The organism is Serratia sp. CY52157 (genome assembly GCF_052168495.1).
Classification (GTDB): Bacteria; Pseudomonadota; Gammaproteobacteria; order Enterobacterales; family Enterobacteriaceae; genus Serratia; species Serratia ureilytica.
In genome coordinates this window covers 1,063,474-1,089,612 of sequence record NZ_JBJNMO010000001.1, presented here as the reverse complement: position 1 = coordinate 1,089,612, position 26,139 = coordinate 1,063,474, and the positions used below count along the sequence as shown (strand labels likewise).

Here is a 26,139-nt window from a genome sequence, read left to right as displayed (position 1 = left end):
TTAGCGCGCATAGCCTTGCGCGGCGATGTAGTCCGCCAGCAGTGGAACGTCGGCCGGGGCCAGGGTATATTCTTGCGCCTGTTGCGGCGTGACCCAGACCAGCGCCGAGTGGCAGCGCTGTTGCAGTTCACCGGAGAACTCCGCGACTTGCCAGGCGTGCAGCCGGATGAGGCGTTCGCCTTGCTGCCACTGATTGCTGCCTACATAGTTGCCGATACGGGCGCAAATCCCCAATTCTTCATCCAGTTCGCGCGCCAGCGCCTGCGGTTGGCTTTCACCCGGCTCAACTTTGCCGCCGGGAAACTCCCACAGACCGGCCTGATCGCTGTCTGCGCCGCGCTGGGCCAGCAAAATGCGGCCATTTTTTTCCAGAATGGCGGCTACCACGTCGATAATTTTCATTGGCTTCACAGAGTAAAACCCCGGCGGACGCCGGGGTGATGGGGTTACAGCGTAAATTCCGCCCAGACCGGCGCATGGTCGGAAGGTTTCTCCATGCCGCGGGTTTGGTAATCGATGCCGGTGGCGATGCAGCGCGAAGCCAGCGGGGTGCTGGCCAGCAGCAGATCGATACGCAGGCCGCGGTTGTCGTCGAACCCTTTGGAGCGGTAGTCGAACCACGAAAACTCGTCGTTGCGCCCCGGGTTGGCGTGGCGGTAGGTATCGACCAGGCCCCAGTTCAGCAGGCGATCCATCCATTCGCGCTCTTCCGGCAGGAAGGAGCATTTACCGGTGCGCAGCCAGCGTTTGCGGTTGTCTTCGCCGATGCCGATATCGTAATCGCTGGGGCTGATATTCATGTCGCCCATGATCAGCACCGGGGATTCCGCCGATAGCTGCTGCTCCAGGTAGTTTTGCAGATCCTGATAAAAGCGTGTTTTAGCCGGGAATTTGATCGGGTGGTCGCGGCTTTCACCTTGCGGGAAGTAGCCGTTGATCACCGTCAGCGTGCCCTGGGGCGTAGCCAGATCGGCCATGATGATGCGACGCTGCGCGTCTTCTTCATCGGTCGGGAAGCCGCGGCGCACGGCCAGGGGCTCCGCTTTGGTCAGCAGCGCCACGCCATAATGGCCTTTTTGCCCGTGATAGAACACGTGATAGCCGTGCTGGCTGACTTCTTCCAATGGGAACATGTCATCGTGAACTTTGGTTTCCTGCAGACCGATCACGTCGGGCTGGTGCTGTTCGATAATTGCCGCCAGCTGATGCGGACGCGCGCGCAGTCCATTGATATTAAAAGAGACAAACTTCATGAGCGGTGCCGTTTTCACGAGAAAAATGTGCTGTGATAGTAGCAGAGTTTGGCGGGAAATGTAACGCAGACAGCGGCGAGCCCGCTGACTGCGCAGCCGGCTTTATTTCGCCCAGCGGTCGTAATTTTTGGGTTGATAGTCGTCAAACTGTTGCAGCAGCGTTTGCGCCGATTCGCTGATGTGCAGTGTACCGAGATAGTCGTGGCGCATGAAGCCCTGATCGGCGACGTGTTCGAGGAACTGGCTCAGTGGGCGGTAGAAACCGTTGACGTTCAGCAGGCCGACCGGTTTGTTGTGATACCCGATTTGCCCCCAGGTCCAGATTTCAAACAGCTCTTCCAGCGTGCCGATGCCGCCGGGCAGGGCGATAAAACAGTCCGCCAGCGCCGCCATACGGGCTTTGCGCGTATGCATGTCTGGCACCACTTCCAATTCAGTCAGGCCGCGATGCGCCGTTTCCGCTTCAACCAGGCGCTCGGGGATAATGCCGACAGCTTCACCGCCCGCCGCCAACACCGCGTCCGCCACAATCCCCATCAGTCCTTTTTTGCCGCCGCCGTAGATTAAACGGCGTCCCTGTGCGGCCAGCAATTGCCCCAGTTGGCGAGCCTGCTCGGCATAAGCGGGATTGACGCCTTCGCTGGCGCCACAAAAAACGCAAATATTGTTTCGCATCCACCTGTTCCTTACTGCACTAAAGAAGCCAGTGGTATAGCGAATTGTCGGCCGGAGTTCAAGTTACGGGCGGAGGAGAGAAATAAAACGTCTGGATGAAAGCGGTAAATAAGGGGGAGATAACTTGATTCATTGATACGAGAACATTGGATGCAACGTGTTTTAAGTAGGGTCTGGATTTTTCTGCAAGAGATGGTGGTGGGGGAAGGATGATTCGTCGCTGCGCGACTCACCCTGCGGGCCGCGCTGAAGCGCGTTGTCTCACTGCGTGAGACTCGAACCTTGGTCGAAGCTTCTCATCCTTCCCCAATACGGAGCATTATGGATGCGATGTGCTTTTAATTCGGTTTGGGAGTTTCTGTAAGGGATGGTGGTGGGGGAAGGATGATTCGTCGCTGCGCGACTCACCCTGCGGGCCGCGCTGAAGCGCGTTGTCTCACTGCGTGAGACTCGAACCTTGGTCGAAGCTTCTCATCCCTCCCCAATACGGAGCATTATGGATGCGATGTGCTTTTAATTCGGTTTGGGGGTTTCTGCAAGGGATGGTGGTGGGGGAAGGATTCGAACCTTCGAAGTCAGTGACGGCAGATTTACAGTCTGCTCCCTTTGGCCGCTCGGGAACCCCACCATGGTATTCATGGATTTGCTGATTTTTTAAGGAATGGGCTAAATTCCTATTGTGTGCTTCTAAGGATTACCGCGCTAAAGCGTGTTGTCTCGCTGCGCTCGGCTCGAACCTTGTCGAAGCTTCTCATCCTCCCCCTCGGCGTTTAATGATATTTCAGCTTTCGCTTCAAGTTCATCAACAAAGAGAAGATGGTGGTGGGGGAAGGATTCGAACCTTCGAAGTCAGTGACGGCAGATTTACAGTCTGCTCCCTTTGGCCGCTCGGGAACCCCACCATATACATGGCTATTTAACTGGCCTTGCTTGCGAGAGCGCTGTCTCGGTAAGCGGGGCGCATCATATCAAATGAAGCGGATGTGTAAAGCATTGAAATGCAGAAAATGAATCGTTTGCCGTTTTTTTATTCTTGGCGGTGCATCCCTGAACGAAATGCACCGATTTATTGAGCGATTACAGAATAACGGTGCGATTGCCGTAGACGAAGACGCGCTGCGCCAACACCTGATACAGGGCTCGGCTGAGCACGTTTTTCTCTACGTCGCGGCCGGCGCGCATCATATCCTCGGCGGAATAGGTGTGATCGACGTGGATCACGTCCTGCATGATGATCGGGCCTTCGTCGAGATTGTCGTTAACGTAGTGAGCCGTGGCGCCGATGATTTTCACGCCGCGTTCGTAGGCCTGGTGATAAGGCCGCGCGCCGATAAACGCCGGCAGGAACGAATGGTGAATGTTGATCACCTGATTCGGATAATGTTGCACGAAGGCCGGCGTCAGCACGCGCATATATTTGGCCAACACCACGTAATCCGGCTGATATTGATCGATCTTGGCCGTCATTTCGCGGTCGTGCTGTTCGCGCGTCAATCCTTCGTGGCTCACCAGATGGAAAGGAATATCGAAACGCTCCACCAGCGTTTGCAGCGTGTCGTGGTTGCCGATTACGGCGGCGATCTCAACGTCGAGGCCGCCATAGGCGCTTTTCATCAACAGATCGCCCAGGCAGTGCGCCTCTTTGGTGACCAGCACCACGATGCGTCGACGTCCGGTGCTGTGCAACTCACGCAGCGAACCTTCCGGCAGGGCGCTGTCCAGATCGGCCAGCAGCGTGTTGTCGTTGAAAATGCCTTCCAGCTCGGTACGCATGAAGAAACGCCCGGTGCGGTGATCGACGAACTCATTATTCTGGACGATATTGAGCTCGTGCTTGTAACAGATGTTGGTGATCTTGGCGATCAGCCCTTTGGCGTCCGGGCAGATGGTGCGTAACACTTTTCGTTGTACATTTTGGTGTGGCATGGGTTTGAGGATCCTGTCTGATACTGAACGGCCTGTCTGCGCAGGCGTTAACGTGAAGCGCCGGCCGGCTAGCGCCCGCAGCACTTCTTATATTTTTTCCCTGAGCCGCAGGGACATATCGCATTTCGGCCGGGCTGGGGCTTGCTGCCGTCGATATAATACCAATGTTGATCGCGACGAAGGAAGCGTGAGCGCTCATGCATCGCCTGGGGCTCGCCGCTTTCGCCATCGGTGAAGCGGGCGATGAATTCGACGAAGCCTTCGTCCGGCTCATGGCCGGTTTGCTCCTCGACGATCGTCAAGCCCAGCCATTCGGTGTTTTTGAAGCTGTCGACGATCGCATTGCGCCATGCTTCAGCGCCGCAGTCGGGGTGCCAGGTGGCGATCAGATAGTCGACGTTATGATTCACGTAGGCGGTGAAGCGTGAACGCATCAGTTGGCCGGGCGTCGGCGCCGGCTGACTGCCGCTGATAAAAGGGGCGCAGCACGCGTTATACGCCAGTCCGCTGCCGCATGGGCATGATTCGGGCAAAATAACTCCTGAGAAAACGAGGCTGAAAATGAATTTAGCGCATATGTTACCTAACAATATTCGTCAGTGACAATCTACCCTGAAAGCAGAGAACACCTTTTACCGAGAGGATGGCGCTATGCGGCAAATCAAGATCGGACTGGCGCTGGGGGCGGGCTCGGCTAAAGGCTGGGCGCACATCGGCGTGATCAATGCGTTAAAGAAACTGGGGATTGAGGTCGATATCGTTGCCGGCTGCTCTGTCGGTGCGTTGGTGGGGGCGGCATTCGCCAGTCACCGTTTGCCGGTGATGGAGCAGTGGGTGCGGTCGTTCAGCTATTGGGACGTCATTCGTCTGATGGATTTTTCCTGGCAGCGCGGCGGTTTGTTGCGCGGCGATCGGGTGTTCACTGCCGTCGGGCAACTGTTGAAGATCAATGATATTGCCGAATGTGCGCTGAAGTTCGGCGCCGTGACGACCAATCTCAGCACCGGCCGCGAACTGTGGCTGACCGAAGGCGATATTCATCAGGCGGTGCGCGCTTCTTGCAGCATGCCCGGCCTATTGGCGCCAGTGTGGGCCGACGGCTATTGGCTGGTGGACGGCGCAGTGGTCAATCCGGTACCGGTGTCGCTCTGCCGGGCGCTGGGCGCCGATATTGTCATTGCGGTCGATCTGCAGCATGACGCGCATTTGATGCAGCAGGATCTGTTTTCGATACGCGGCGAGGACGAAAGCCCGGACGATACGCCTGCGGAGACCTGGCGCGGGCGCCTGCGGGAGCGCGTCGGCAGAATGCGCAAGCGCAAACCGACGACGGCGCCGACGGCGATGGAGATTATGAGCACGTCGATTCAAATGCTGGAAAATCGCCTGAAGCGCAACCGGATGGCGAGCGATCCGCCGGACGTTTTGATCCAGCCTTTTTGCCCGCAGATCTCAACGCTGGATTTCCACCGCGCCGATGAAGCGATCGAGGCGGGGTTGCTGGCGGTTGAAAAACAACTGGATCGGTTGTTGCCGTTGATAAAAAATAGATAATTCTCGGTTCTTGGTTGGCAATGCGCGGTTGGTCTGTTTCAGACGAGCATAAGTGACCTTTTTGAGCCACTATTACACTATGGAAAGGGACGAGGCTCGGCTGATGGCATTACCACTCACTCACAAGCGTATCTTGATCGTTGAGGACGAACAGGTTTTTCGTTCCGTGCTGGTCGGTTATCTGACCTCGCTGGGCGCTGAAACCGGCGAGGCGACCAACGGTTTACAGGCGCTGAGTGCCGTCGATGACTTCAAGCCGGATCTGATTCTGTGCGATCTCGCGATGCCGGAAATGGGCGGCATCGAATTCGTTGAACACCTGCGTCTGCAGGGGCTGCAGATCCCGGTGCTGGTGATCTCCGCTACCGACAAGATGGCGGACATCGCCAAGGTGCTGCGTTTGGGCGTACAAGATGTGCTGCTGAAGCCGCTGACCGATCTCAATCGCCTGCGTGAGGCGGTGCTGGCGTGTTTATACCCCAATATGTTCACCTCCCAGGCGATTGAAGAGGTTGAGCTGTTTCAGGATTGGGACGCGCTGAGCAAGAATCCTTCCGAAGCCGTCAAACTGCTTAAGCAATTGCAGCCGCCGGTGCAGCAAACCATTGCGCATTGCCGGATCAACTATCGCCAGTTAACCACGGGCGAAAATCCCGGGCTGGTGCTGGATATCGCGGCATTGTCAGAAAAAGACCTGGCGTTCTATTGCCTGGACGTCACGCGCGCCGGTGATAATGGCGTATTGGCGGCGCTGCTGTTGCGCGCATTATTTAATGGGTTGCTGCAAGACCATCTGGCTAATCAACAACATCGCCTGCCGCAAATGTCGGCATTGTTAAAGCAGGTTAATCAATTATTGCGGCAGGGGAAATTAGAGGGCCAATTCCCGCTGTTGCTGGGATATTATCACGCCGAAAATAAAAACCTGATTCTGGTTTCCGCCGGGCTGCATGCCAACGTCAATACCGGCGACAATCAAATTCAGCTGAGCAACGGCGTGCCGCTGGGCACGCTGGGCGCCACCTACATGAACCAGATCAGTCAACGCTGTACGGCCTGGCAATGTCAGGTATGGGGCAGCGGCGGCCGATTGCGGCTGATGCTCAGCGCCGAATAATGGACGTTGATCGGCGATATCTTAAGCTATTCACTTATCGGTAATTAAACCGTTTATTTTTTCTCCCGATTATCAGAACGGGTAATAGTCCTAAATGTTTTCTATTTGTGTTCTGGTTAATGCCAGGCGCGCATAAGCTGGTATACTCCGAAGGTTTTTTTATATCGAGCCCAAGCTCATAAAATGAGCGCTTCAGCTTTAAGAGAGGAAATAATGCCTGCTGTAAATCGCAAAGTCAGAAAAGCCGTGATCCCGGTTGCAGGCTTGGGTACGCGGATGTTGCCGGCCACCAAAGCCATTCCGAAAGAAATGTTGCCGCTGGTTGATAAACCGCTGATCCAATACGTCGTCAATGAGTGCATTGCGGCAGGGATTAACGAGATTGTGCTGGTCACCCACTCCTCCAAGAACTCGATCGAAAACCATTTTGATACCAGTTTCGAACTGGAAGCGATGCTGGAAAAACGCGTCAAGCGTCAACTGCTCGATGAAGTGCAGTCAATCTGCCCGAAGGGCGTTACCGTAATGCAAGTCCGCCAGGGGAATGCCAAAGGCTTGGGGCACGCGATTATGTGCGCCTACCCGATGGTGGGCGATGAGCCGGTCGCGGTGGTGTTGCCGGACGTGATCCTTGACGAATACAGCGCCGATCCGAAAAAAGACAACTTGCACGACATGCTGCAGCGCTTCGAAACCACCGGCATCAGCCAGATCATGGTTGAACCTGTGCCGCATAAAGATGTTGGCAACTACGGCGTAGCAGACTGTAAAGGCGTCGAATTGCATCCGGGCGAAAGCGCGCCGATGGTCAGCGTGGTCGAGAAGCCGTCGCCGGAGAAAGCGCCTTCCAACCTGGCGATTGTCGGTCGTTATGTCCTCTCCGCCGATATCTGGCCGCTGTTGGCGAAAACGCCTCCGGGCGCCGGCGACGAAATTCAGCTGACTGACAGCATCGAAATGCTGATGCAGCAGGAAACGGTGGAAGCGTATCACCTGAAAGGCGTGAGCCATGACTGCGGTAACAAACTGGGTTACATGCAGGCCTTCGTGGAATACGGCATGCGCCATGCCAGCCTGGGCAAAGAATTTTCTCAGTGGCTGCAACAGGTTGTTGCCGCTGACAAGAAGTAATTGAGTGATCTTTCGTCTTAATTTGAAAAACTAGGATTTTCACATGAAAGTAACAGTTTTTGGTATTGGTTATGTGGGTCTGGTGCAGGCCGCCGTACTGGCTGAAGTAGGCCATGACGTTATGTGTATTGACGTCGATGAGCGAAAAGTCGAAAACCTGAAAAAAGGGAATATCCCGATTTTCGAACCGGGTCTGACGCCGCTGGTGCAGCAAAACTATGAGGCCGGCCGTCTGCATTTCACCACCGATGCCAAAGCGGGCGTGGCGCACGGGACTATCCAGTTCATCGCCGTCGGCACGCCGCCGGATGAAGACGGTTCCGCCGATCTGAAGTACGTCACCGCGGTGGCGCGCACTATCGCCGAGCACATGACCGATCGCAAAGTGGTGATCGACAAATCCACCGTGCCGGTCGGTACGGCGGACAAGGTGCGTCAGGTGATGGCTGAAACGCTGGCGAAACGCGGCAGCAACGTGCCGTTTGACGTGGTATCCAACCCGGAATTCCTGAAGGAAGGCGCGGCGGTGGCAGACTGCATGCGTCCTGAGCGCATCGTGATCGGTACCGACAATAAAGATGTGATCGAGCCTATTCGCGAGCTGTACGAACCGTTTAACCGCAATCACGATCGTATGATCATGATGGATATCCGCAGCGCGGAGCTGACCAAATATGCCGCTAACTGCATGCTGGCGACCAAGATCAGCTTTATGAACGAAATGTCCAACCTGGCGGAAATGCTGGGCGCGGACATTGAGAAAGTGCGTCAGGGCATCGGTTCCGACTCACGCATCGGCTATCACTTCATCTACCCGGGTTGCGGCTACGGCGGCTCTTGCTTCCCGAAAGATGTCCAGGCGCTGATCCGTACTGCGGAGCAGATCGGTTACCAACCGAAGCTGTTGCAGGCGGTAGAGCAGGTCAACTATCAGCAGAAAGACAAGCTGAACAGCTTTATCAACGACTACTTCGGCGGCGATCTGAAGGGTAAAACCTTCGCGCTGTGGGGGCTGGCGTTCAAGCCGAATACCGATGACATGCGTGAAGCTTCCAGCCGCGTGCTGATGGAACAGCTGTGGGCCGCAGGCGCCACCGTTCAAGCCTACGATCCGGAGGCGATGAACGAAGTTCAGCGCATCTATGGCCAGCGTGACGATTTGAAGCTGGTGGGCACCAAAGAGGCTGCATTGCACGGCGCCGATGCGCTGGTGATCTGCACCGAATGGCAGAACTTCCGCGCGCCGGACTTCGATGTGATCAAGGGCGCGTTGAAGCAGCCGGTGATCTTCGATGGCCGTAACCTGTACGATCCGGAGCGTTTGGAAAATCGCGGTTTTACCTATTACGCAATTGGCCGCGGCGCCTCGATTAAACCGGTTATTTAAGGAGTGAGCATGAAATTCCTGGTTACAGGCGCCGCAGGGTTTATTGGCTATCACGTTGCAGAGCGTTTGTTGACCGCCGGTCATCAGGTTGTCGGCATTGATAACCTGAATGATTATTATGACGTGGGCCTGAAAATGGCCCGTCTGGATAGACTGGCGGATAAGCCGGGATTCCGCTTTATCAAGCTGGATTTGGCCGATCGTGAAGGCATGGCGGCATTGTTTGCCGAGCATCAGTTCCAGCGAGTCATTCATTTGGGGGCTCAAGCCGGCGTACGTTATTCGCTGGTCAATCCGTTGGCTTATGCAGATGCCAACCTGATCGGTCATTTAAACGTTTTGGAAGGCTGCCGTCATAATAAGGTTGAGCATTTACTTTACGCCTCTTCCAGCTCGGTATATGGCCTGAATCGCAAGCTGCCGTTCGCCACCGAAGATTCTGTCGATCATCCGGTGTCACTGTATGCGGCGACTAAAAAAGCCAACGAGCTGATGTCACACAGCTATTCCCATTTATACGGTCTCCCGACAACCGGACTGCGGTTCTTTACGGTATATGGTCCCTGGGGGCGCCCGGATATGGCGCTGTTCAAGTTTACCAAAGCCATATTGGCCGGGGAGAGCATCGACGTATATAACCACGGTGAAATGCACCGAGATTTTACTTACATCGATGACATCGCCGAGGCGATAGTGCGGTTGCAGGCGGTTATTCCGCAGGCGGATCCGTCATGGACCGTTGAACAGGGATCGCCGGCAACCAGTTCAGCGCCGTATCACGTTTATAATATCGGCAATAACACCCCCGTTAAACTGATGGAATATATCAGTGCGTTGGAGAAGGCATTGGGGGTGACGGCCCGTAAGAATATGCTGCCGATGCAACCGGGCGATGTGATGGATACCAGCGCGGATACGGAAGAGCTTTATCGTGACATTGGCTTTAAACCGGAAACCAGCGTTGAAGAGGGCGTAAAGCGCTTTGTTGACTGGTATAAGGCATTCTATCAGGTTCAATAATTGAACGCGGATAAATGCGACAGAAGGGGCCTTTGGGTCCCTTTTTTTTCGCTGCGATCTCATGTACGGCGCAAAAGCGAATTAGGATATTTACTAAAAGGAGAGAGGAATGACGGGATCAGGGTTATACGCTCTAAAAATGAAAAGGCCCCCCGCAGGGAGCCTTTCAGATACGGACTGAATCGCTATTACAGCAGGAAATCATCCAGAGATTTACCTTGCTCTTCGATTGCTTTCTTAATCACCGCAGGAGTACGGCCTTGGCCGGTCCAGGTTTTCAGTTCGCCGTTTTCGTCTTTATATTGGTATTTAGCTGGACGTGCTGCACGTTTTGCTTTGCCGGCAGCCTTGTTGGCAGCCATGGTTTGCAGCAGTTCATTTGGATCGATACCGTCAGCAATCAGCATTTCGCGGTATTGCTGCAGTTTACGAGTGCGTTCTTCGATTTCTGCTTGAGCCTGGCTGTCTTCTTCGCGACGTTCGTTCACAACAACTTCCAGTTTCTCGAGCATTTCTTCCAGCGTTTCCAGTGTGCATTCTCTTGCCTGGGCGCGCAGAGTGCGGATGTTGTTCAAAATCTTTAATGCTTCGCTCATTGTCCTAGTCTCAAATTATATTGGTGGGGGGCGTCTCGATAATAATAGAGTGCTATTTTCTTTTCTGCAATAGCCAAATTGGCTTGAATACTCAAATTTACCTTTAAAAAAACCGTTAATCGGATCAGTCCGACTAATAATAGGAAGGGCTGTTAACTATTACCCTTGGCACGCTTAAGTCAAAATTTCAGCAGACAGGCTTTAAAAGGCGCGTATCACAAGGCTTTCATCGATAAGTTATCGTAGTAATTTATATCAATATTACAATGAGTTCTGTGGGCTTAATCACGCCACGGCAGGTCAGACATTGTAAACAATAGGGGTATATAGGTAAAGATTGCGTCAGTAAACCTTGGCGCGTCGGCGCAGGTGATTAAATGCCCGGTATTGGGCTCGCGTATAATAGACGGGGGCTCCGCCGCGGCTGCAGCGCCAGCGAGAGGGAATGGGCAAGTCGGCATTAATGGGCAAATCACCGGGCTTAACCATTAGCAAGAATTAATAGTGATGACAGGCATACATTATCCTGTAAATAGCTGTAAAAAGAACAGGCCGACAGAACGATATGTTTCGCTTGAAAGCGCATTATTACGGCGAACGCAATATTCGTTCGCTTTGGGCTGAGCCGGGGGGCGGGTTATGGTACACTTACCGTCCTAATCAACATTTTGAATATTTCTTATACCATCGGAGTTGCGGGGCCATGGCTCAACTTTATTTTTATTACTCTGCGATGAATGCCGGCAAGTCCACCGCGCTGCTACAGTCTTCATATAACTATCAAGAGCGCGGCATGCGCACGCTGGTGTTCACCGCGGAGATCGATCACCGCTTTGGCGTAGGCAAAGTCAGTTCGCGCATTGGTTTATCCTCGCAGGCCCAGCTCTATAACAACGACTCGATGCTGTACGCCATGATCCAGCAAGAGCATCAACAGCAGCCGGTGCATTGTGTGCTGCTGGATGAAAGCCAATTCCTGACCAAAGCGCAGGTTGAGCAATTATGCGATGTGGTGGACCAACTGGACATTCCCGTATTGTGTTACGGCTTGCGTACCGATTTTCTCGGCGAGTTGTTTACCGGCAGCCAATATTTGCTGGCCTGGGCCGATAAACTGGTGGAATTGAAAACCATCTGTCACTGCGGGCGTAAAGCCAACATGGTGTTGCGGTTGGATGAGAATGGCAAGGCGATGCACGCCGGCGAGCAGGTGGTGATTGGCGGTAACGAGAGCTATGTCTCCGTCTGTCGCAAGCATTATAAAGAGGCGATCCACTCCCTGGAGTAGGGGCGAAAATGCCGCCAGCGCCCGCTGAGGCGTTTTGGCGGCGGGATAAGAAAAACCGCGCGCCAGGCGCAATAAAAAACCCGCCATTCGGCGGGTTTTTTCATCGGTTCACGGAACTGTTATTTCTTGGACTTCTTTACCGCGGTTTTGGCTGCGACCGGTGCAGCCGCTTCCTCTTCCACCGTTTCGCTGAATTCGCGACCATAGAAGGTATCCAGCATGATTTGCTTGAGTTCGGCAATCAGCGGATAGCGTGGGTTGGCGCCGGTGCATTGGTCGTCGAAAGCGTCTTCCGACAGCTTGTCGACTTTCGCCAGGAAGTCGGCTTCTTGCACACCCGCCTCACGGATGGAAGCTGGGATGCCCAACTCGGTTTTCAGCTCGTCCAGCCAGGCCAGCAACTTCTCAATCTTCTGCGCGGTGCGGTCGCCCGGTGCGCTCAGGCCGAGGTGGTCGGCGATTTCAGCGTAGCGGCGGCGCGCCTGAGGGCGGTCGTACTGGCTGAAGGCCGTCTGCTTGGTCGGGTTGTCGTTCGCGTTGTAACGAATGACGTTGGAAATCAGCATCGCGTTAGCCAGGCCGTGCGGAATGTGGAACTCCGAACCTAGTTTGTGCGCCATGGAGTGACAAACCCCGAGGAAGGCGTTGGCGAAAGCGATACCGGCGATGGTGGCGGCGTTGTGCACGCGTTCACGGGCAACCGGGTTCTTCGCGCCTTCTTTATAGCTGGCCGGCAGATACTCTTTCAACAGTTTCAACGCTTGCAGCGCCTGGCCGTCAGAGTATTCGTTCGCCAGCACCGACACGTAGGCTTCCAGCGCGTGGGTCACCGCATCCAGGCCGCCGAAGGCGCACAGGGATTTCGGCATGTTCATCACCAGGTTGGCGTCGACAATCGCCATGTCCGGGGTCAGCGCATAGTCGGCCAGCGGGTATTTCTGCCCGGTGGCGTCGTCGGTCACGACGGCGAATGGCGTGACTTCCGAACCGGTGCCTGACGTCGTGGTGATGGCGATCATCTTCGCCTTGACGCCCATTTTCGGGAACTTGTAGATACGCTTGCGGATGTCCATGAAGCGCAGCGCCAGATCCTCGAAGTGGGTTTCAGGATGTTCGTACAGCACCCACATGATTTTCGCGGCGTCCATCGGCGAACCGCCGCCCAGCGCGATGATGACGTCCGGTTTGAAGGAGTTCATCTGCTCGGCGCCTTTACGCACGATGCTCAGCGTCGGATCGGCTTCCACTTCGAAGAACACTTCGGTTTCGATGCCGTGTGACTTGAGAACCTTGGTGATCTGGTCAGCATAGCCGTTGTTGAACAGGAAACGGTCGGTCACGATGAAGGCGCGTTTCGCCCCGTCGGTCGCCACTTCTTCCAGCGCGATTGGCAGCGAGCCACGGCGGAAGTAGATCGATTTCGGAAGTTTATGCCACAACATGTTTTCTGCTCGCTTCGCTACAGTTTTCTTGTTGATCAGGTGCTTAGGTCCGACGTTTTCAGAGATGGAGTTACCACCCCAGGAACCGCAACCCAGCGTCAGCGAAGGCGCGAGTTTGAAGTTATACAGGTCGCCGATACCGCCCTGAGAAGCCGGGGTGTTGATCAGGATGCGAGCCGTTTTCATTTTATCGCCGAAGTAGGCGATGCGAGCCGTTTGGTTATCCTGGTCGGTATACAGGCAAGAGGTGTGGCCGATACCGCCCATGGCGACCAATTTTTCGGCTTTGGCGACGGCGTCTTCGAAGTCTTTGGCGCGGTACATCGCCAGCGTCGGCGACAGTTTTTCATGGGCGAAAGGTTCGGACTCGTCGACCAGCTTCACTTCGCCGATCAGCACTTTGGTGTTGGCCGGCACTTTAATGCCCGCCATCTCGGCGATTTTCGGCGCGGATTGCCCGACGATGGCCGCGTTCAGGCCGCCGTTTTTCAGGATGATGTCCTGCACCGCCTTCAGTTCTTTGCCCTGCAGCAGATAGCCGCCGTGGGAAGCGAAGCGCTCGCGTACCGCATCATAGATAGAATCAACGACGATGACCGACTGTTCGGAAGCGCAGATAACGCCGCTGTCGAAGGTTTTGGACATCAGGATAGAGGCGACCACGCGTTTGATGTCTGCGGTCTCGTCCACCACGACCGGCGTGTTACCGGCGCCTACGCCGATTGCCGGTTTGCCGGAGCTGTAGGCGGCTTTCACCATGCCCGGGCCACCGGTGGCCAGGATCAGGTTGATGTCAGGGTGGTGCATCAGCTGGTTGGACAGCTCGACGGTAGGTTGGTCGATCCAACCGATGATGTCTTTCGGCGCGCCGGCGGCGATAGCGGCTTGCAGCACGATGTCGGCGGCTTTATTGGTGGCATTCTTCGCACGCGGGTGCGGCGAGAAGATGATGCCGTTGCGGGTTTTCAGGCTGATCAGCGCTTTGAAGATCGCGGTAGAAGTTGGGTTGGTGGTAGGAACGATACCGCAAATCAGGCCGATAGGTTCGGCGATGGTGATGGTACCGAAAGTGTCATCTTCAGACAGGATGCCACAGGTTTTTTCATCTTTATAGGCGTTGTAGATGTACTCGGAAGCGAAGTGGTTTTTGATCACTTTGTCTTCGACGATACCCATTCCGGATTCTTCCACGGCCATTTTGGCCAACGGGATACGGGCATCAGCAGCGGCGAGGGCGGCAGCGCGGAAGATTTTATCCACTTGCTCTTGAGTGAAGTTGGCATATTCGCGCTGGGCTTTTTTGACACGTGCGACAAGCTCGTTCAGTTCAGCGACATTCGTTACAGCCATAATGCTCTCCTGATAATGTTAAACTCTTTCAGTAAATAAGCCGTGCGAGCCACTAGTATAGTCGTAACGGGGATAAGCGGTGATGAGAATACCGGGGTCTTCCCGCGTTATTTCTTCGCATGCTGCTGATTTGCTTAAAGAGCTTTACCCTACGCCAACCGGAGGGGCAGGCAGTGAGGAGAACGGAACCGGCGATGCCGCGGCCTACTTTGTTCTACTCCCTGACTACGACTAAGAGCTTACCCACTGTTGGGTAGTTGATTTGTGATCTAAATCATGAAAAGTGCAAGCTGACACCTTTCAGCTTGGTGTTTTTGAGAGTGATTCTCAATAACTGTGATCGGTGACTCTTTTTTCAACATAAAAAATCAAAAGGCCATACATCACTTTAACAAAGGGCATTTGTTTTGTTGCCTAACTTGCTGGTAGTCAAAAATGCTGCTCTGGCCGGATGGATTACCCGCGGCAATTCCATTACATTAGCGCGCATAGTCAGCACACCTTTACAGCAATTAACGCGGAGCCATCTGTGGGCCAATCTCTGTTGGATCTTTCCGGCTTTATCAAGTTCTTTGTCGGTCTGTTTGCGCTGGTCAACCCGGTGGGCATCTTGCCGGTGTTTATCAGCATGACCAGTTACCAGGCGGAAGCGGGGCGCAATAAAACCAACCTGACCGCCAACCTGTCGGTTGCCATCATTCTATGGACATCGCTGTTCCTGGGTGAAGGGATATTGCGGATGTTCGGCATCTCCATCGATTCGTTCCGCATCGCCGGCGGTATTTTGGTGGTGACCATCGCCATGTCGATGATCAGCGGCAAGCTGGGTGAAGATAAGCAGAACAAACAGGAGAAATCGGAGAGCGCGATCCGCGAAAGCATCGGCGTGGTGCCGTTAGCGCTGCCGTTGATGGCGGGGCCGGGGGCGATCAGTTCCACCATCGTGTGGAGTTCCCGTTATCACAATTGGCAAAGTCTGCTCGGCTTTACGGTGGCGATCGCCTTATTCGCTTTTTGCTGCTGGTTATTGTTCCGCGCCGCGCCGCTGTTGGTGCGTTTGCTTGGGCAGACCGGCATCAACGTGATCACCCGTATCATGGGCCTGTTGCTGATGGCGCTCGGGATCGAATTTATCGTTACCGGCATTAAGGCGATATTCCCCGGCCTGTTGTAATCGCTCTCGTTTGGCCGCGTCTCTGTCCTTGAGCGCGGCTAAAATTAATTTTAAAAGTTAAATTATTTATTGGTTCGCATTATTATAGTGCACAAGATGAATAAAATTTATGCCATTGCACTCTTATGTTGCATAAATCTCATGTTGCTGCTTAAAAAAAACGCTAAGCGTTATTTAAGACACTTTTCTTTCCCCATTTCCGCGCGTTTTCTCCTCGTTAAACGGTAAAGCTGTTGTTAAATTAATCACATCATTCTGTGGGGCTTGTCTCACTTTCATCCAGGTGTTATTAGTGATTAACCGCCTGTAGGCAGGTGTTTGTTCTTTGAATGGCTGGTTTGTTAACTGAATGTTTCTTTGTGCGGCGACGGGATTGCGCCGACAGTTTCAAATGAAACTAATTTTGAGTTTTCTCCTTTAAAATCAAAGTTGTTTTCATGTCTTCCTTTGCCCTTCATCACAAGGGCTGGATCGGGCTTGGTGCGATAAAAGAGAATTGCTTAACATTTTTGTAAAATTTATTGGCTATGGAATTTGGCTTCTGCTAATTTCCGAGCAACTTTCCCGTGGTCAATTAACTGAAATGCGCCATAAAAACGGGAATGATTTTTGCTGGTATCCGTTTATTTAGAATTCTTATAAACACTTCACAAACTTCGATAAGCGATGCTTGTCGGTGAAAAGGAGCCTCGATTATGCAGCAAACCCTGAAGCGCACTTCTTTGACCTTGTTGATTAGCGGCGCGTTGAGCGTCATTGCCGTAAATAGCAGTTTGGCGGCGGAGGTTCCGGCCGGCGTCCAATTGGCGCAGCAGCAGAATATTGTCATCAACAACGGCAGCGAAGTGGCTTCATTGGATCCGCATAAGGTCGAGGGCGTGCCCGAAAGCAATATCATTCTTAACCTGCTGGAAGGGCTGGTGAGCACCGACGCCAACGGGCATGTGGTACCGGCGGCGGCGGCGAGCTGGGAAAACCAGGATTATCGGCAGTGGACCTTCCACCTGCGCCCCGGCGCGGTGTGGAGCGACGGCAGCCCGGTCACCGCGCAAGACTTCGTCTACAGTTGGCAGCGCCTGGCCGATCCGAAGATCGCTTCTCCCTACGCCAGTTACCTGCAGTACACCAAAGTCGAGAATATCGACGATATCCTGACCGGCAAAAAGAGTCCGCAGACTCTCGGCGTCAAGGCGCTGGACGATCAAACGCTGCAGGTGACCCTGAGCGAACCGGTGCCGTATTTCATCAGCATGCTGAGCCACACGTCGCTCAAACCGGTCAAACGCGCGGTGGTGGAGAAATTCGGCGATAAATGGACGCTGCCCGCTAACTATGTCGGCAACGGCGCTTACCGCCTGAAAGAGTGGGTGGTGAACGAGCGCATTGTGCTGGAGCGCAGCCCGAGCTACTGGAATAACAAGCAGACGGTGATCAACCAGGCGACCTTCCTGCCGATCGCTTCTGAAGTCAGCGACGTCAATCGCTTCCGCAGCGGCGAGATCGATATCACCAACAGCGCCATTCCGCCGTACCTGTACGTCAAAATGAAGCGCGAGGTGCCCGAGCAACTGCACGTTAACCCTTATCTGTGCACTTTCTATTACGAACTCAATAACCAGCGGGCGCCGTTCACCGATCCGCGGGTGCGTGCGGCGGTGAAGATGACGCTGGATCGCGACATTATCGCCAACAAAATCATGGGCCAGGGGCAGATCCCGGCCTACAGCTTCACGCCGACCTTCACCGAAGGCGCCAACTTCACGCAGCCCGCGTGGGCCGGCTGGAGCCAGGAGCAACGCAACGCCGAAGCCAAAAAACTGCTGGCGGAAGCGGGTTACAGCGCCGCCAAGCCGCTGAAGTTCTCGCTGCTGTACAACACCTCCGATCAAAACAAACAGCAGGCGATCGCCGCCGCATCGATGTGGAAGAAGAACCTCGGCGCCGACGTCACGCTGCGCAACCAGGAGTGGAAGACCTCGCTGGAAAGCCGCCATCAGGGGCAGTACGACGTGGCGCGCGCCACCTGGTGCGGGGATTACAACGAGCCGAGCGCCTTCCTGAACCTGGTGCTGTCCAACAGCAGCATCAACACCGTGTTTTACAAGAGCCCGGCGTTCGACGCCATCATGGCCGCCACGCTGAAGGCGCCGGATGAAGCCGCGCGCGCCGCGCTCTACCAACAGGCGGAAACGCAGTTGGACAAAGACTCCGCATTGATTCCGGTGTATTACCGCGTCAGTGCGCGTTTGATCAAACCGACGGTAGGCGGGTTCACCGGCAAAGATCCGCTGGACTATACCGACGTTAAAAATCTGTACATCATCAAGCAGTAAAAGGGGTATTCCTCACGCTGAACCGCAGGGGAATATGGGGAAGGCCCGCCGCCGCATTCGTTCCGCAGCGGCGGGAAAACAGAGTCCGCTTACGGGCAACGCAGGTTCCACGAAGAGCCTGTGATAATAAAAAACTGGAGTCGATAAGTATGACCAACATCACGAAGAAAACCCTCATTGCCGCCGGCGTCATCGCCGCGCTCGGCATCACAGCAACCACCTCCGCCTTCGCGGCCGACGTTCCTGCAGGCGTGCAACTGGCCGACAAGCAAGAAATCGTCAAAAACAACGGTTCCGAAGTGCAGTCGCTTGACCCGCATAAAATCGAGGGCGTGCCGGAAAACAACGTGACCCGCGATCTGATGGAAGGCCTGGCGAACAACAGCCCGAACGGTTCCATCGTGCCGGGCGTCGCGGAAAGCTGGGATAACAAGGATTTCAAAGTCTGGACCTTCCACCTGCGTAAAGACGCCAAATGGTCCAACGGCAAGCCGGTGACGGCGCAAGATTTCGTCTACAGCTGGCAGCGCGTGGTGGATCCGAAAACCGCGTCGCCTTACGCCAGCTACCTGCAGTACGCCCATGTGGAAAATGTCGATGACATCATCGCCGGTAAAAAAGACAAGTCGACGCTGGGCGTGAAGGCCATCGACGACCACACCTTCCAGGTGACCCTGAGCGAGCCGGTGCCTTATCTGGTTGAAATGACCCCGCACTACGCCATGAAACCGGTCTATAAGGACGCGGTAGAGAAGTTTGGCGAGAAGTGGACGCTGCCGGCCAACTACGTCAGCAACGGCGCCTACAAACTGAAAGACTGGGTTGTCAACGAACGCATCGTACTGGAACGTAACCCGGAATACTGGGATAACGCCAAAACCATCATCAATAAAGTGACGTTCCTGCCTATTTCGTCGGAAGTGACCGACGTTAACCGCTACCGCACCGGTGAAATCGACATGACCTACAACAACATGCCGATCGAACTGTTCCAGAAGTTGAAGAAAGAGATCCCGAAAGAGGTGCACGTCGATCCTTATCTGTGCACCTACTACTACGAAATCAACAACCAGAAGGCGCCGTTCACCGATGCGCGCGTGCGTGAAGCGCTGAAGCTGGGCATGGACCGCGACATTATCGTCAACAAGGTGAAAAACCAGGGCGATCTGCCGGCCTACAGCTTTACGCCGCCATACACCGACGGCGCCAAGCTGACCCCGCCGGAGTGGTTCGGCTGGACGCAGGAAAAACGCAACGAAGTGGCGAAGAAACTGCTGGCGGACGCCGGCTACGGCCCGGGTAAACCGCTGACCTTCTCCCTGCTGTACAACACCTCCGACTTGCACAAGAAGCTGGCGATCGCCGCCGCCTCCATCTGGAAGAAAAACCTGGGCGTGGACGTGAAGCTGGTGAACCAGGAGTGGAAAACCTTCCTGGATACCCGCCATCAGGGCACCTATGACGTATCGCGCGCCGGCTGGTGCGCCGACTACAACGAACCGAGTTCGTTCCTGAACATGATGCTGTCCGACAGCAGCAGTAACACCCCGCACTACAAGAGCGCCGAGTTCGACAAGCTGATGGCCAACGTGTTGACCGCGAAGACCAAAGACGAGCGCGCCGATCTGTATCAGAAAGCGGAAGTTCAGCTGGATAAAGATTCCGCCATCGTTCCGCTGTATTACTACGTGAACGCCCGTTTGGTGAAACCTTACGTCGGTGGCTACACCGGCAAAGACCCGCTTGATAACGTGTACGACAAGAACCTGTACATCATCAAGCATTGATACGGTAAGAGCCGGCGGCGCAGGCCGCCGGCCCATGTTGAGAATAATAAGCCGTCATCAGGCTGTCGCACAGGGTTAGGGCAATGCTGAAATTTATACTTCGTCGCTTGTTGGAAGCGATCCCGACACTATTTATCCTTATTACCATCTCATTTTTCATGATGCGCCTCGCGCCCGGCAGTCCATTTACCGGGGAACGCGCATTACCGCCGGAAGTCATGGCGAATATCGAAGCCAAATACCATTTGAACGACCCGATCTGGAAACAGTACGGTCATTATCTGGCGCAGCTTGCGCAGGGAGACTTCGGCCCGTCCTTTAAATACAAGGACTATTCGGTCAACGATTTGGTGGCCAGTTCTTTCCCGGTGTCCGCCAAGCTCGGTCTGGCCGCGTTTCTGTTGGCGGTGGTGCTGGGCGTTAGCGCCGGCGTGATCGCGGCGTTGAATCAAAACACCAAATGGGACTATACGGTAATGGGGTTCGCCATGACCGGGGTGGTGATACCCAGTTTCGTGGTGGCGCCGCTCTTGGTGCTGATCTTCGCGATTACGTTGAAATGGCTGCCGGGCGGCGGCTGGAACGGCGGCGCGCCTAAGTTCATCATCTTGCCGATGGTGGCGCTGTCGCTGGCCTATATCGCCAGCATCGCCCGTATCACGCGCGGTTCGATGATTGAAGTGCTGCACTCCAACTTCATTCGCACCGCGCGCGCCAAAGGTTTGCCGATGCGCCGCATCATTTTCCGCCACGCGCTGAAGCCGGCGCTGCTGCCGGTACTGTCCTACATGGGCCCGGCGTTCGTCGGGATCATCACCGGCTCGATGGTGATCGAAACCATCTACGGTCTGCCGGGGATCGGCCAGCTGTTCGTTAACGGCGCGCTGAACCGCGATTACTCCCTGGTGTTGAGCCTGACCATTCTGGTGGGCGCTCTGACCATTCTGTTCAACGCGATCGTCGATGTGCTGTATGCGGTCATCGATCCGAAAATCCGTTATTAATCTGGAGCACGCGAATGATGTTGACTAAAAAGAACAGCGAAGCTCTGGAGCACTTCAGCGAGAAGCTGGAAGTGGAAGGGCGCAGCCTGTGGCAAGACGCGCGTCGGCGCTTTATGCACAACCGCGCGGCGGTCGGCAGCCTGTTCATTCTGGCGCTGATCACGCTGTTTGTGGTGCTGGCGCCGATGCTGTCGCAATTTGCCTACGACGATACGGATTGGGCGATGATGTCCGCCGCGCCGAGCATGGAATCGGGGCACTACTTCGGCACCGACTCCTCCGGACGTGATCTGCTGGTGCGCGTGGCGATCGGCGGGCGCATCTCGCTGATGGTCGGCGTGGCCGCCGCGCTGGTGGCGGTAGTGGTGGGCACCCTGTACGGCGCGATGTCCGGCTATCTGGGCGGTAAGGTCGACTCGGTGATGATGCGCCTGCTGGAGATCCTCAACTCCTTCCCGTTCATGTTCTTCGTTATCCTGCTGGTGACCTTCTTTGGTCAGAATATCCTGCTGATCTTCGTGGCGATCGGCATGGTGTCGTGGCTGGATATGGCGCGTATCGTGCGCGGGCAAACCCTTGGCCTGAAGCGCAAGGAGTTCATCGAAGCGGCGCTGGTGTGCGGCGTCTCCACGCGCAACATCGTGCTGCGGCATATCGTGCCTAACGTGCTCGGCGTGGTGGTGGTGTATGCCTCGCTGCTGGTGCCGAGCATGATCCTGTTCGAATCCTTCCTCAGCTTCCTGGGGCTGGGCACGCAGGAACCGTTGAGCAGCTGGGGCGCATTGCTCAGCGACGGCGCCAACTCAATGGAAGTTTCACCGTGGTTGCTGCTGTTCCCGGCGGGTTTCCTGGTCGTCACTCTGTTCTGTTTCAACTTTATCGGCGATGGCCTGCGTGACGCCCTCGACCCGAAAGATCGTTAAGGAGTGCAACCATGAGCACCATTGAACATCCTCAACTGCAAACCGCCCCCGGCGTCAAAGCGTCGCCGCTGCTGGACGTGAAAGACCTGCGCGTCACGTTTTCCACCCCGGACGGCGACGTGACGGCGGTGAACGATCTGAACTTCGATCTGCGCGCCGGTGAAACGCTGGGCATCGTCGGTGAATCCGGCTCCGGCAAATCGCAGACCGCGTTCGCCCTGATGGGGCTGCTGGCCAGCAATGGCCGCATCGGCGGCTCGGCCAAATTCAACGGCCGTGAAATCCTCAACCTGCCGGAAAATCAGCTCAACAAGCTGCGGGCCGAGGAAATCTCGATGATCTTCCAGGACCCGATGACCTCGCTGAACCCTTATATGCGCGTTGGCGAACAGCTGATGGAAGTGCTGATGCTGCATAAGAAAATGAGTAAAAGCGAAGCCTTCGAAGAGTCGGTGCGCATGCTCGACGCGGTGAAAATGCCGGAAGCGCGCAAGCGCATGCGCATGTACCCGCACGAGTTTTCCGGCGGCATGCGCCAGCGCGTGATGATCGCCATGGCGCTGCTGTGCCGGCCGAAGCTGCTGATCGCCGATGAACCGACCACCGCGCTGGACGTGACCGTCCAGGCGCAGATCATGACGTTGCTCAACGAGCTGAAGCGCGAGTTCAACACCGCCATCATCATGATCACCCACGATCTGGGCGTGGTGGCCGGCATCTGCAACAAGGTGCTGGTGATGTACGCCGGGCGTACCATGGAATACGGCAGCGCGCGCGAGGTGTTCTACCAGCCGAGCCACCCGTATTCCATCGGTCTGTTGAACGCGGTGCCGCGTCTCGACGCCGAAGGCGAAGCGTTGTTGACCATTCCCGGCAACCCGCCGAACCTGCTGCGGTTGCCGAAAGGCTGCCCGTTCCAGCCGCGCTGCCCGTACGCCATGGAACAGTGCGCGAGCGCTCCGCCGTTGGAGCAATTTGGGGAAGGGCGCCTGCGCGCCTGCTTTAAACCGGTGGAGGCGTTGGTATGACAGCGGTAACCGACAAGAAAGTGCTGCTCGAAGTGGCCGATCTGAAAGTGCATTTCGACATTCATGACGACAAGCAGTGGTTCTGGCAGCCGCCGAAAACCCTGAAGGCGGTCGACGGCGTTACGCTGCGGCTGTTCGAGGGGGAAACCCTGGGCGTGGTCGGCGAATCCGGCTGCGGCAAATCCACCTTCGCGCGCGCCATCATCGGCCTGGTGAAGGCCACCAGCGGGCGCGTCGCCTGGCTGGGTAAAGATCTGCTGGGCATGAGCGACGCCGACTGGCGCAAAACCCGCAGCGATATCCAGATGATCTTCCAGGATCCGCTGGCTTCGCTCAACCCGCGCATGACCATCGGCGAAATCATCGCCGAGCCGCTGCGTACCTACTACCCGAAAATGCCGCGTCAGGAAGTGAAGGACAAGGTCAAGGCGATGATGCTGAAGGTCGGCCTGCTGCCTAATCTGATCAACCGTTATCCGCACGAGTTCTCCGGCGGCCAGTGCCAGCGTATCGGCATCGCGCGCGCGCTGATCCTCGAACCGAAGCTGGTGATCTGCGACGAGCCGGTCTCCGCGTTGGACGTGTCGATTCAGGCGCAGGTGGTGAACCTGCTGCAGCAGCTGCAGCGCGAAATGGGGCTGTCATTGATCTTTATCGCCCACGATTTGGCGGTGGTGAAGCACATTTCCGATCGCGTGCTGGTGATGTATCTGGGCCATGCGGTGGAGCTGGGCACCTATGACGAGGTGTACCACAATCCGCAGCACCCTTACACCAAGGCGCTGATGTCGGCGGTGCCGATCCCGGATCCGGACAAGGAGAAGGAAAAGCAGATCCAGCTGTTGGAAGGGGAGCTGCCTTCGCCGATCAACCCGCCGTCCGGCTGCGTGTTCCGCACCCGCTGCCCGATCGCCGGGCCGGAGTGCGCCAAGACGCGCCCGCTGCTGGAGGGCAGTTTCCGCCATGCGGTTTCGTGCCTGAAGGTCGATCCGCTGTAATGCGCCGCTAGCCGGCAACAAAAAGCCCCGCTTATTCAGCGGGGCTTTTTTTATCCGAAACGTTAGCAGTGAATCACTCTTTCCACAGAATGTGGCACAGCTTGTGGTCTTTCTCGCGGCAGATCAGCACGCGGGCGAACACGTCGTTGATCGGCTCGCCGTCGCTGTCCGCCAGACCGATCACCACTTCGGCGAAGAAGTCCGGGTTCAGGTCGTAATCCACGTGCTCGCTCCAGTCTTCGGAGGGGTCGTACAGTTCTGCGCCGCCGCGCTCTTCAAACTGCAGATTGAACAGCAGAATATCCGCCGGATCCAGATTGTCGCCGGCCAATTCGAGGAAGATGTCGTAGGCCTGTTCCAGCGTTTCGTCTTCGGTAAGGCGGTTATTCAAATCCATAAAAAAATCCTGATAACAAATGATTTGGCGCTATTAAAGCACGCTCGCCGCGGCTTTTACAGCAACGGGCTGAAAAAGTAGAACAGGCGCTCGACCAGGCGGTGCCAGAACGGCCGCTTCAGCCACTCTTTGGCGTTCAGCAGCTTGGAGCGAGCGATGTAATCTTCCTGCACGCAGGCCAGATCGCTGCCGAAGCCGTCGTCGTCGATCACCAGGGTGATTTCGAAATTCAGCCACAGGCTGCGCATATCCAGATTGACGGTGCCGACCAGGCTGAGCTGGCCGTCGACCAGCACGCTCTTGGTATGCAGCAGGCCGCCTTCGAACTGATAGATTTTCACGCCGGCTTCCAGCAGCTCGGAGAAGAACGCCCGGCTGGCCCAGCGCACCATCATCGAATCATTGTCGCGCGGCACGATGATGCTGACCTCGACGCCGCGCAGAGCGGCGGTGCAGATGGCGTGCAGCAGATCGTCGCTCGGCACGAAGTACGGCGTGGTCATGATCAGCTGTTCGCGCGCGGAATAAACCGCGGTCAGCAGTGCCTGGTGGATCATTTCCTCGGGGAAGCCGGGGCCGGAGGCGATCACCTGAATGGTGTGGCCGCTTTCCTGCTCGAACGGCATGATGTTGACGTCCGGCGGCGGCGGCAAAATGCGCTTGCCGGTTTCAATTTCCCAGTCGCAGGCATAGACGATGCCCATGGTGGTGGCCACCGGGCCTTCCATGCGCGCCATCAGATCGATCCATTGACCGACGCCCGCATCCTGTTTGAAATAGCGTGGATCGACCATGTTCATGCTGCCGGTATAGGCGATGTAGTTGTCGATCAGCACCACCTTGCGGTGCTGACGCAGATCCATGCGGCGCAGGAATACGCGCAGCAGGTTGACCTTCAGCGCTTCGACCACTTCGATGCCGGCGTTGCGCATCATCGCCGGGTAGGGGCTGCGGAAAAATTGCAGGCTGCCGGCGGAGTCCAGCATCAGACGGCAGTGTACGCCGCGCCGCGCGGCGGCCATCAGCGATTCGGCCACCTGATCGACCAGGCCGCCGGGCTGCCAGATATAGAACACCATTTCGATGTTGTGGCGCGCCAGCTCGATGTCGCGGATCAGCGCTTTCAGCGTGTCGTCGGTGGTGGTGAGCAGCTGCAGCTGGTTGCCCTTGACGCCGTCGATGCCCTGGCGGCGGTTGCACAGCTGGAACAGCGGTTCGGCGACTTTACTGTATTCGGTGGCGAAGATGCGGCGACTCTCTTTCAGCTCTTTCAGCCAGCGCGCGGTCGACGGCCACATGGCCTTGGCGCGCTCGGCCCGGCGCTTGCCCAGATGCAGCTCGCCGAACGATAAATAGGCGACGATGCCGAACAGCGGCAGAATATAGATAACCAGCAACCAGGCCATGGCAGAGGGAACCGCACGGCGTTTCATCAAAATGCGCATCGTCACGCCGGCGATCAGCAGCCAGTAGCCGAACACCATGAGCCAACTGATTACGGTATAAAATGTTGTCATAAAGGCGAAAAATCCCGTTCGCAAACCACCAATGATGAGTGTACGCACAGATCGGTCAAGGCGAAACCTTTTATCGGCGCTTATGTTACATAAATATGATGAAGTTAAGGCACTTGCCGAAACCGAAAGGGCGGCTTTTAGCGGCGCGGCGCCTGCGATGTCGCCGATAACGGCGACTTGGATCGCGGGCTGAAAGGGCTATAATGCCCGCGGTTGGCATTAGACGAACGAGTGACGGA

At 55.9% G+C, this 26,139-nt stretch carries 22 protein-coding genes, 2 tRNA genes and 2 other RNA genes; 13 read left to right on the top strand and 13 right to left on the bottom strand.

The genetic code is table 11. The features are described from left to right. The 9 genes from ACJ8IP_RS05170 to ACJ8IP_RS05130 form a co-directional block, all read right to left on the bottom strand. Positions 1-402 carry a pyrimidine (deoxy)nucleoside triphosphate diphosphatase gene (locus ACJ8IP_RS05170; RefSeq protein ID WP_442524383.1) on the bottom strand — a complete coding sequence of 134 codons (402 nt, stop codon included), beginning with the start codon at positions 400-402 and terminating at the stop codon, positions 1-3. Positions 403-446: 44 nt separating this feature from the next. After that, a complete protein-coding gene (gene xthA, locus ACJ8IP_RS05165; RefSeq protein ID WP_004932192.1) occupies positions 447-1,253 on the bottom strand; it encodes an exodeoxyribonuclease III in 807 nt (268 codons plus the stop codon). A 102-nt stretch (positions 1,254-1,355) separates the two neighbouring features. Then, a complete protein-coding gene (locus tag ACJ8IP_RS05160) occupies positions 1,356-1,928 on the bottom strand; it encodes a TIGR00730 family Rossman fold protein (protein ID WP_089194848.1) in 573 nt (190 codons plus the stop codon). Between the two features lie 193 nt (positions 1,929-2,121). Next, positions 2,122-2,249, bottom strand: a non-coding RNA gene (locus ACJ8IP_RS05155) — RtT sRNA. 47 nt (positions 2,250-2,296) lie between these two features. After that, a non-coding RNA gene (locus tag ACJ8IP_RS05150) (RtT sRNA) lies at positions 2,297-2,424 on the bottom strand. Positions 2,425-2,471: 47 nt separating this feature from the next. Next, positions 2,472-2,556, bottom strand: a tRNA-Tyr gene (locus tag ACJ8IP_RS05145). A 189-nt stretch (positions 2,557-2,745) separates the two neighbouring features. Further along, positions 2,746-2,830 (bottom strand) — tRNA-Tyr (locus ACJ8IP_RS05140). 175 nt (positions 2,831-3,005) lie between these two features. After that, positions 3,006-3,854 (bottom strand): formyltetrahydrofolate deformylase, encoded by an 849-nt coding sequence (gene purU, locus ACJ8IP_RS05135; protein WP_004932187.1) that lies wholly within the window; start codon positions 3,852-3,854, stop codon positions 3,006-3,008. Positions 3,855-3,922: 68 nt separating this feature from the next. Then, entirely contained in the window at positions 3,923-4,387 is a 465-nt protein-coding gene (locus ACJ8IP_RS05130; protein ID WP_147838021.1) for a YchJ family protein, read from the bottom strand. A 118-nt stretch (positions 4,388-4,505) separates the two neighbouring features. Here ACJ8IP_RS05130 and rssA point away from each other — a divergent pair, with 118 nt between their 5' ends. The 5 genes from rssA to ACJ8IP_RS05105 all read left to right on the top strand — a co-directional run bounded on the left by rssA (position 4,506) and on the right by ACJ8IP_RS05105 (position 10,063). Further along, on the top strand, positions 4,506-5,408 hold the full coding sequence (rssA, locus tag ACJ8IP_RS05125; RefSeq protein ID WP_042784708.1) for a patatin-like phospholipase RssA: 903 nt from the start codon (positions 4,506-4,508) through the stop codon (positions 5,406-5,408). Positions 5,409-5,511: 103 nt separating this feature from the next. Then, positions 5,512-6,525: a two-component system response regulator RssB gene (rssB, locus tag ACJ8IP_RS05120; RefSeq protein ID WP_042784707.1), complete on the top strand. Its 1,014-nt coding sequence runs from the start codon at positions 5,512-5,514 to the stop codon at positions 6,523-6,525. 213 nt (positions 6,526-6,738) lie between these two features. Then, positions 6,739-7,656 (top strand): UTP--glucose-1-phosphate uridylyltransferase GalU, encoded by a 918-nt coding sequence (gene galU, locus ACJ8IP_RS05115; RefSeq protein WP_033650221.1) that lies wholly within the window; start codon positions 6,739-6,741, stop codon positions 7,654-7,656. A gap of 43 nt (positions 7,657-7,699) precedes the next feature. After that, positions 7,700-9,043, top strand: a complete 1,344-nt coding sequence (locus tag ACJ8IP_RS05110) for a UDP-glucose dehydrogenase family protein (protein ID WP_042784706.1) — start codon at positions 7,700-7,702, stop codon at positions 9,041-9,043. 9 nt (positions 9,044-9,052) lie between these two features. Then, positions 9,053-10,063, top strand: a complete 1,011-nt coding sequence (locus tag ACJ8IP_RS05105; protein ID WP_033650223.1) for an NAD-dependent epimerase — start codon at positions 9,053-9,055, stop codon at positions 10,061-10,063. Between the two features lie 188 nt (positions 10,064-10,251). Here ACJ8IP_RS05105 and hns read toward each other — a convergent pair whose 3' ends face one another. Continuing rightward, a complete protein-coding gene (gene hns / locus ACJ8IP_RS05100) occupies positions 10,252-10,659 on the bottom strand; it encodes a histone-like nucleoid-structuring protein H-NS (protein WP_004932170.1) in 408 nt (135 codons plus the stop codon). A gap of 703 nt (positions 10,660-11,362) precedes the next feature. On the opposite strand from hns, the gene ACJ8IP_RS05095 reads away from it, so the two are divergent. Continuing rightward, positions 11,363-11,947 carry a thymidine kinase gene (locus ACJ8IP_RS05095; RefSeq protein ID WP_033650224.1) on the top strand — a complete coding sequence of 195 codons (585 nt, stop codon included), beginning with the start codon at positions 11,363-11,365 and terminating at the stop codon, positions 11,945-11,947. A 119-nt stretch (positions 11,948-12,066) separates the two neighbouring features. Here the strand turns inward: ACJ8IP_RS05095 and adhE are convergent, their stop codons facing one another. Next, the gene (gene adhE, locus ACJ8IP_RS05090; RefSeq protein WP_033650225.1) at positions 12,067-14,739 is read right to left on the bottom strand and encodes a bifunctional acetaldehyde-CoA/alcohol dehydrogenase; all 2,673 of its coding nucleotides are present in this window, start codon (positions 14,737-14,739) and stop codon (positions 12,067-12,069) included. 529 nt (positions 14,740-15,268) lie between these two features. Between adhE and ACJ8IP_RS05085 the strand changes: the two genes are divergently transcribed. From ACJ8IP_RS05085 to oppF, 7 genes are all read left to right on the top strand, one after another. Continuing rightward, on the top strand, positions 15,269-15,913 hold the full coding sequence (locus ACJ8IP_RS05085) for a YchE family NAAT transporter (RefSeq protein ID WP_015378089.1): 645 nt from the start codon (positions 15,269-15,271) through the stop codon (positions 15,911-15,913). 695 nt (positions 15,914-16,608) lie between these two features. Continuing rightward, the gene (locus ACJ8IP_RS05080; RefSeq protein WP_033650226.1) at positions 16,609-18,246 is read left to right on the top strand and encodes an ABC transporter substrate-binding protein; all 1,638 of its coding nucleotides are present in this window, start codon (positions 16,609-16,611) and stop codon (positions 18,244-18,246) included. Between the two features lie 149 nt (positions 18,247-18,395). Further along, a complete protein-coding gene (gene oppA / locus ACJ8IP_RS05075; protein ID WP_089191883.1) occupies positions 18,396-20,033 on the top strand; it encodes an oligopeptide ABC transporter substrate-binding protein OppA in 1,638 nt (545 codons plus the stop codon). An 83-nt stretch (positions 20,034-20,116) separates the two neighbouring features. After that, complete coding sequence (gene oppB, locus ACJ8IP_RS05070) at positions 20,117-21,037, top strand: oligopeptide ABC transporter permease OppB (protein WP_004932150.1); 921 nt, start codon at positions 20,117-20,119, stop codon at positions 21,035-21,037. Positions 21,038-21,051: 14 nt separating this feature from the next. After that, positions 21,052-21,960, top strand: coding sequence for an oligopeptide ABC transporter permease OppC (oppC, locus tag ACJ8IP_RS05065; RefSeq protein ID WP_033643297.1), 909 nt, complete (start codon positions 21,052-21,054; stop codon positions 21,958-21,960). Between the two features lie 11 nt (positions 21,961-21,971). Further along, the gene (locus tag ACJ8IP_RS05060) at positions 21,972-22,988 is read left to right on the top strand and encodes an ABC transporter ATP-binding protein (RefSeq protein ID WP_042784702.1); all 1,017 of its coding nucleotides are present in this window, start codon (positions 21,972-21,974) and stop codon (positions 22,986-22,988) included. Further along, positions 22,985-23,986 carry a murein tripeptide/oligopeptide ABC transporter ATP binding protein OppF gene (oppF, locus tag ACJ8IP_RS05055; protein ID WP_019452737.1) on the top strand — a complete coding sequence of 334 codons (1,002 nt, stop codon included), beginning with the start codon at positions 22,985-22,987 and terminating at the stop codon, positions 23,984-23,986. Before ACJ8IP_RS05060 ends, oppF begins: the two co-directional genes overlap by 4 nt. A gap of 73 nt (positions 23,987-24,059) precedes the next feature. Here oppF and ACJ8IP_RS05050 read toward each other — a convergent pair whose 3' ends face one another. Then, positions 24,060-24,383 (bottom strand): HI1450 family dsDNA-mimic protein, encoded by a 324-nt coding sequence (locus tag ACJ8IP_RS05050; RefSeq protein WP_004932139.1) that lies wholly within the window; start codon positions 24,381-24,383, stop codon positions 24,060-24,062. 56 nt (positions 24,384-24,439) lie between these two features. Continuing rightward, positions 24,440-25,900, bottom strand: coding sequence for a cardiolipin synthase (gene cls, locus ACJ8IP_RS05045; RefSeq protein WP_033643295.1), 1,461 nt, complete (start codon positions 25,898-25,900; stop codon positions 24,440-24,442). Positions 25,901-26,139 lie beyond the last annotated feature (239 nt).